2 protein-coding genes are annotated in these 1,502 nt (G+C 57.8%); both read right to left on the bottom strand.

The window, feature by feature from the left end; translation table 11 throughout:
* The coding region (locus EOM25_14905; protein ID NCC26467.1) for a hypothetical protein at positions 1 to 651 on the bottom strand (651 nt) is incomplete at its 3' end.
* Between the two features lie 196 nt (positions 652 to 847).
* A partial coding sequence (locus EOM25_14900; protein NCC26466.1) for a nucleotidyl transferase AbiEii/AbiGii toxin family protein occupies positions 848 to 1,502 on the bottom strand: 655 nt, incomplete at its 5' end.

Below are 1,502 nucleotides of genomic sequence, written 5' to 3'. Positions count from 1 at the left end.
CTTGGCGATGGCCTGTTCGGCCCGGCGGTAGTCGCGCAGCAGTTCGATGGCTTGAAAGGCGGGAAGCACGAGGGAGTTGCCCCGGGGCGAGAAGGCCGGTGCGTCCCATTTGAGGTGGACCACCTGCTCGACGGGCAGCGGAATGGATTCGCCGCCTCCGGGTGTGTCCTCGGGAAATTGCCGGGCCTCGATCAGCTCGCCCTGGGCGTATTTGACCTTGACCGAAACCGGGTTGACGCAGACCAGCTCCTCGATGTCCTGGCCGGACTTGGTGAAGCGTTTGAAGCCGATGGCGTCGCCTTTCACCAGGAGCTGAAGAACCATGTCCTTGATGAACTGCGAGACGTTCAGCCGCCAGGCGGCCTCCAGAGCCTGCTCCTTGAGGTTCTCGTCATCGCTGGTGATTTTGATCTCGTCGCCCACGGCGAAGGTGCGCCAGGAGTTGACGCAATTCTTCACCAGCGGCTCCTCGACGTAGTATTCCCAGGCCTTGCGGGCGCGTTCTTCCCAGGTAGCCGGAATCGCTTCGGTGGCGTTGACCTTGCTGAAAGCGGCCGAGTCGAGCGCTGCCGCTGCGGCCAGCGGCGCGATGACAAAGCCGGTGGTGTCCAGGCTTTCGGGTTGTTCGTCCTGATGGGCGGTACTTTCCACGTGATCCTCTCGGTAGTTTCGGCCATGACAGCCGCACATCCGGCCCGTATGGGCCGAACCCGGCTCGATGCCCGTTACTTACCGGAGCGGGGTGGAAAGCGTCGGAGGGAGATGAATTGGATTGGCAGGGAATTGTTCAGGCTGGGATATGCAAAGCCTCTTCACTTGTCACTATGTGTAGAGACTTTGCACCGAGTCAGGCCCACGGGCCTGATGCAGGCCAGATCAGAGGTTTAGGGTTGTCCTGTGATAGCAGGGTCGTGAGTGGTGCAAGGAAATCCTCCACCACAGATACGACATCCTTGAAGGATTCGGGCACATGGTCTTGCTGAAGCCTCTTATGGAAAGCCGACCACTGAATCTGCTTGGCATCGATGAAAGGCTGTTCGAACGCTTCTATTCTCGGAGGAAGCGAAGTTCCTCTTCTCTGGAAGGTCAGACGAATTGCCTCGGCCAGTTTCATCCCATCGAAATCAAACTGCCGGGAAAGGAGCCATATATCATAGAAATCCTTCATGCGGCTGTTCAATATGCCGAGTTTCACCATGGCCTCGAACTTCTCCGCAATAGCGCTTTCACGGCTGTAGCAAAGCAGCCTCGGTATGGGAGAATCCAGCATGGTTGGCAGATCCGATTCTTCCGGTCCGGGATAGATGATGTCGCCAAAGCCGATATCCACCTGCATGTTGACCCTTGCGGAGTCCAGCATTCCACGAAATCGAACCCTGATCCCTTCGTAATCGGCATCCTCGGTAATCCGTTCGAACTGGATCGAGTCGGGATCAAAAGTGAGCCCATCGGGCTCCACATCCACGGCCATGACCTCCCGAATCTGAGCGACAATACTGGCT

The sequence above is a fragment of the Deltaproteobacteria bacterium genome, from assembly GCA_009929795.1.
Classification (GTDB): Bacteria; Desulfobacterota; Desulfovibrionia; order Desulfovibrionales; family Desulfomicrobiaceae; genus RZZR01.
Note: the sequence above shows the minus strand (reverse complement) of the source record. Positions and strands in the feature narration are given on the sequence as shown.